Genomic DNA, 6,126 nt, shown 5'->3' on the forward strand with positions numbered 1-6,126 from the left:
GAAGAAGGTCTTTGACCAATGGGGACTCGTGTCGTTGCTTGATACAGTATTACGGCTTCAGCGCCGACCATGAACCGCCGTATACGGAACCGTACGTACGGTGGTGTGAGAGGACGGCGGGAGTAATCCCGCCTCCTACTCGATTCAGGCACAACATGGAAATATTGACTCATTCGGGCGTAAGGATGCAGTCAGAAACCTTTCGTTAACCCACACCGGCGCCTCACCGGTTCGGACTCTGTTTCTGGATATAAAGGTGTCTTTCACTCATGATGTTGATATAAGCCGCGAGAGAAGGCCCCGGACATGACGATTAAGCCTGTTTCATCCAGTGCCGCACCTGGCTGGGCCGAAGGAAAGCAGATCTGCAAGCGCGACCCTGTCCGGTTTCGGTATCAGTATGTCGAGTTGCAGCAGATAAGAATTGAGTTGCTCAAAGAAGCCACTGATGGCAATCATTGAAACCACTCTGCCTGAAGGCAGATGGCGTCGGATGATCAAGCACCCAGCTGTCAGAATTGCCATTCCGATTGTTATCGCGCTGATTGCAATGTTCGCCCTGCACAGTCTGGCGGCTCATGTGAAATGGGTCGACGTTAAAGCCGATCTTGTTGCGGCCACGCCCGCTTCGCTTCTCAAGGCGCTCGCCTTCACGGCAATCAGTTTTGTGGGCATCGCCTTTTATGACGTGCTTGCCGTCAACCTGGTCGCGCCATCGAAGGTGCCTTTTCGCATTGCCGCACTGGCGGGCGCGGCTGGCTATTCAATATCCGGGTTATTAGGTGTTTCTTACCTGACAGGCACCGCCGTTCGCTATCGTGTGTATTCGTCTTTCGGTCTTGATCTGGCGTCAGTCTCAGGGGTCATCGCAATATCCTGGAGCGGCTTTTGCTCGGGGCTGGCGTTGGTGTTTGGCGGTTTGTTGGCATTTCACCCATCGAGTTTGAGCGCCCTGTTGCCAATACCTCCGGCTCTTGAAACGGGGGCCGGCCTCGTTGCTCTGGGCGGGCTGCTTGCCTACCTCTTCTGGCTGGCGAGCGGAAAGCGAACGCTGAAGGCGGGAAGTTTCACAATCCCCCTGCCGGGCGCAAGAACGGGCATGGCCCTGACGGCCGCAGGCCTGCTTGATCTGGTCAGTGCGGCTTTGGTGCTTTACGTTCTTATGCCTGCGGATGTGGTGCAGAACCTGTCCTACTTCATTACGATTTACTTTGGCGCAGTCGCTTTAGGTATCCTCAGTCACTCCCCGGGTGGACTGGGCGTGTTCGAGGCAACCATTATCTCGGGATTGGGCGCCTCGGGACGCTCAGACGTTGTGGCAGCACTTCTGCTCTACCGCGTGATTTACACAGTTGTGCCCTTTGTCTTCGCGGTTGCGGGCCTCAGCCTGATGGCCGGCTTGGCGCGGAGGCGTGAATTGACCGGCGGCGCGCACACGATTTGGCGCGCCTTCCGGCCACTGGTTCCGCCTGTTGCCGCTGGGATCACGCTGCTCGCCGGAATACTCCTTCTGATATCCGGCAATCTCCCTGCTGAACAGTCGCGCCTGGGTGTGCTGCGCGAATTTCTGCCGCTCACTTTTGTTGAAACGTTTCACTTGGTGGGGAGTATTACCGGGCTGTTTTTGATCGTTGTGGCGCGGGGCCTCTATCGCAAGCTTTACCGTGCCTGGTTGGCGGCGATGGGGCTGATCGCCCTGGGGTTGATCGCGTCATTGCTAAAAGGGCTGGACTGGGAGGAGTCCCTGTCCATGCTGGCCACTTTGGGCGTGTTGGGGCTTTTTCGCCCGGCGTTTTACCGTGCCGACAGCGTATCGGTGTTCCGGCTGAACGGCACTTGGATCGTCAGCATACTGGCCCTTTTGGCAGCCGCATTCTGGATCGGACTTTTTGCCTATTCCCACCTACCTTATCGCAACGTGCTTTGGTGGGATTTTACCTGGCACGGAGACGCCTCACGATTCCTGCGAGCCAGTCTTGCAGGTGCGATTACTCTGGCGGTGATCGCATTCAATTCCCTGATGGTTGGTAAGGCAAACCGTAAACGGTTGGAACCTGTTCCCGACGCGGTGCGCAAACTCATCACGAATAGCGAAGACACCGAGTCGAACATCGCCCTAACTGGGGACAAGTCGTTTCTCGTTTCGGACGATGAACGCGCGTTCATCGCCTATGCGGATACTGGCAGGTCGCTGATTGCGAAGGGTGATCCGATAGGGGATGCGAAGATGGCCAAAAAAATTGTCTGGCAACTCCGCGAAATGGCCGACCGACAGGGAAAGCGATGCGCTTTCTATGCCATATCGCTGACCTATATGCCGGTTTTTCTCGATCTTGGCCTGTCGATTCTCAAGATCGGCGAGGTGGCGCGGGTCGATCTGCGCGCCTTCACACTCGACGGCTCGAACAGGAAAGCTCTACGCCAGGCACGCAACCGTTCAGAGCGTGACGGTTTTGTGTTTGAAGTGGTGTCTGCGATCGATCTCGCGCCATGTATGACGGAGTTGCGATCAATCTCTGACGCATGGCTTAAAAGCAAGCAGGGAGAGGAGAAGGGGTTTGCGCTTGGCGCCTTCGAAGAAGGCTATATTTCCAACTTCGACGTGGCCGTCTTGCGAAGTCATACGGGCGAAATTGCTGCGTTCGCCAATCTCTTCAAGGGCGCTAGCATGCACGAATTGTCATTTGATCTGATGCGCCATCGCCCTGGTGGTCCCGGATTTGCGATGGATGCGCTGCTTGCGGAACTTATGCTCTGGGGTGCGGCTCAAGGTTATCACTGGTTTTCACTGGGGGCCGCGCCCTTTTCGGGCATGGAAAACCGCCAACTGGCCCCGATCTGGAACCGCATCGGCGGTTTTGTTTACGAGCACGGTGAACATTTCTACAATTTCGGAGGACTCAGGGCGTTCAAAGAAAAATTCGATCCGGAGTGGAGCCCCATCTATCTGGCCACTCCCGGCGGACTGGCGGCACCCCAGATTCTTAACGAGATCAATGTGCTGATTTCGGGGGGATTTCGTCGATTGATGAAGTAGCATACGATTGAGGTTCCGCTCTGCCCGACGTGTTTGCGGGGCTTGCGCTCTATTGATGAGCAAATTTTGAGTAATGTTTTGACGAATTTCTAAACATTTTGACGCTGACGAGTAGATTTTATGAACGTAATCATCATAGGCGCGGGGATTATGGGGACCACTTTTGCCACCTTGGCAAAAGAGATGGCACCGGATCTGGATATCACCATTTTAGAAAGGCTGGACAGCGCCGGCGCGGGGAACTCATCTCCATTCTGGAACGCCGGTACGGGGCATGAAGCGAACTGTGAGCTTAACTATACTCCGGTGGATGGAGAGGCCATTTCGATTGAAAAAGCCTATAAGATTCATGCTCAGTTCAATGTTGCCAAGCAGTTTTGGGCTCATTTGATCGAAAAGGGAGCCATCAAAGACCCTAAAACTTTTATTAATCAAACCAAACACTGCACCATTGTTTCCGAATCCGCTATTGACGAGCTGCGATTGCGATTCAACGAAATGTCGGCCCATCATTTTTTTGAACACATGCGTTACTCGGAAGACTTTGATGAGATCAAGCGCTGGATTCCTTACACCATGGATGAACGCCCACGCCATGAAAAAATGGCGGCTACCATTATTGAGACAGGCACGGACGTTAATTTTGGTGCGTTAACCGAGCAAATGGCGGCCTACGCAACGCAAGAGTTGGGCGTAAAGTTTGAGTATGGCACTCACGTTACGCGCGCACACAGGAGCCCGACCGGACGGTGGGTTATCGAGGCTGAATGCAAGGGAAAACCGGTTCAGCACAAAGCGGATGTGCTTTTTGTCGGTGCCGGTGGGGGCGCATTCCCACTTCTGAAAAAAAGCCACCTGCCGTTTCGAAACCGCTTCGCTGGCTTTCCTGTGGGCGGGCGTTTTCTTCGGGCGCCGATCAGCACAGAGCAAGCCGGGTATTACCGGGCGAAAACCTATGGCAAAGCGAGAGTGGGCGCGCCTCCTATGTCTGTGCCGCATCTGGATTTGCGGGTAGTTGACGGCAAGCATTACTTATTGTTCGGTCCTTTCGCCTCATTCAAGCCTCGTCTCGAGAGAGACCGAGGGTTCTTTGATTATCTCAGGTCAATTCGCCCACAGGATATTCCTGGCTTGCTGAACGTCGCTTTAGAGAATTTCCCCTTGGTTAAATATCTGATTTCAGAGACGTTCAAAGGCCAAAAGAGCATGTTCGAGGAGCTGGAAAACTTTGCTCCGGGCTTGAGTAAAAAATTTGAGTGGAAGCCAATTCAAGCTGGCCAGCGAGTGCAAATAATCAAAGACGGTGATTTGCAGATGGGCACTGAAATTCTGGTATCCAAAGACAAAACTTACGGGACGTTGCTGGGGGCATCGCCAGGGGCTTCGGTTTCACCCGAGGTTATGTTGCGTTGCCTGGAACAACTGATACCGTCTATCTTTTCGAAAGAGAAAGCCAGGGAAAAGAAGAGTGAGATTTTCCCCGAGGATGACCTGGATACACTAATCAGCAATCCTGATCGTTACCGGGAGATTCGCGACGCAGCGAATAAAAAGTTGGGGATAATTCAGCCAACGGCGCAATAAGCTCGACCTGCGCTGTCAAAACCGTCAACACTGCCAATACTGCGGAGAGCAATCTATGGACAACAGAATTCATGTAACCTCGCCGTTGGTCATCCTCCATGGTGACGAAATGGCCCAGGTTGCTTTTGAGCAGATTCTCAAAAAATTCGTGACCGCGCGCCTGCACATCCAGCTTGAAGAAATCGACCTGTCTGCGGAAAACCGCCTGCTGACCAATGGCCAGGCAGTGATCGATGCCATCGGCGCCCTTCAACGCCTGGGTGTGGGGGTTAAGAACGCCGGCATGACCGTCAACCGCCATCAACTGGATGAACTGCTCCGTAAGCACCCTGATGTCGACGCTGGCGACTTGCATCCATTAGCCACCAAATCCCCTAATGGCGCTATCCGCAAGGGTATCAGCGGCAATATTACCCGAGAAGACATCCAGTTTCGCAACCTCAAGATCAGCCGCCCGGACTGGATCGGCCGTGACATTGAAGTGGATACCATGGAATTCGGCGGCATTAAAGAAAGCTTCAACCAGCTCTCCCAGGCTACGGGCGTGGTCAAGCTGATGTTTGTGGGCAACAGCGGCGACCCGGTGGAATTGCACCGCCGCGATGTTCGCAAGGGCGACCCCTGGCTGTTGGCTACCAACGATATGGAGGACGTCAAAGCCTGGGCTCACCGTTTTTTTCAGCGCGCCATTGACGAAAAACGCGATGTCTATCTGGGCCTGAAAGATACCGTTATCCCCGGCTACGATGGCGCCATGCGATCGGTGATTGAGGACATCTACCACAGTGACTACAGTCAACAGATCAAAGATCTGGGGTTGGGCTATTACTACGAGCTGATCGACGCCCAGGCCGCTCGCATCATCTCCAGCCCGCCACAAAGAGCGCTCTGGGGCGTGCCCGACAACACCACTGGGCGCAAGCTGTTCAAACTGATAAACCAGCTCCGCAAGGTTGGCATTCCCAGCCGTAGCGCCCATGTTTCCATTTCCCGCATGAGCGCGGGTGGCGGCGACCAGTACGGCAGCTTCAACATGGCGGCGCAGGAAGACGGTATCCTCAAGGTGATTGTAGACGGCGAAGAGCAGCACGCCCGCCGGGTCCGGAGCGGCGACCCCATGCTGTTCATGTCGAATGACCATGAAGCCATCAAGGATTGGGTGGCCCAGGTTTTCCGTGATGCGTCCCGCAAAGACAAAGAGGTCTACTTCGGCCTCAAACGCGAGTATATGGAATACGACGAAGTTTTCAGCAACGTGATCACCGAAGTGCGGCGCGAACTGGCCCGGGAGCACACGCCGCCGCCGTCTTTCATGATCATGCGGCCCTCCAGCCAGCTTAAAAAGATGATCACCGACCCCCCGAGAAATGCCCTCTATCCCTCCCAGAATCTGGACGGCGATATTTTCTCGGACATCTCCGCTGCGCTCGGCGGTAGCCTGGCCACTGCCAGCTCTATCATCGAGAGCAAAGACGGTACCATGCTCTTTGAAGCGCCCCACGGCA

At 54.6% G+C, this 6,126-nt stretch carries 4 protein-coding genes; all 4 read left to right on the forward strand.

From position 1 onward, the window contains the following. Positions 1 to 306: 306 nt before the first annotated feature. A complete protein-coding gene (locus tag ENI00_RS02530; RefSeq protein ID WP_304098381.1) occupies positions 307 to 462 on the forward strand; it encodes a hypothetical protein in 156 nt (51 codons plus the stop codon). Further along, complete coding sequence (gene mprF / locus ENI00_RS02535; protein WP_304098384.1) at positions 449 to 3,037, forward strand: bifunctional lysylphosphatidylglycerol flippase/synthetase MprF; 2,589 nt, start codon at positions 449 to 451, stop codon at positions 3,035 to 3,037. The genes ENI00_RS02530 and mprF overlap by 14 nt, the downstream gene beginning before the upstream one ends. A 120-nt stretch (positions 3,038 to 3,157) precedes the next feature. Next, positions 3,158 to 4,621: a malate:quinone oxidoreductase gene (locus tag ENI00_RS02540; protein ID WP_304098386.1), complete on the forward strand. Its 1,464-nt coding sequence runs from the start codon at positions 3,158 to 3,160 to the stop codon at positions 4,619 to 4,621. Between the two features lie 55 nt (positions 4,622 to 4,676). Continuing rightward, on the forward strand, positions 4,677 to 6,126 hold a 1,450-nt coding region (locus ENI00_RS02545), incomplete at its 3' end, for an isocitrate/isopropylmalate family dehydrogenase (RefSeq protein WP_304098388.1).

The sequence above is a fragment of the Marinobacter antarcticus genome (assembly GCF_011049865.1).
Classification (GTDB): domain Bacteria; phylum Pseudomonadota; class Gammaproteobacteria; order Pseudomonadales; family Oleiphilaceae; genus Marinobacter; species Marinobacter antarcticus_A.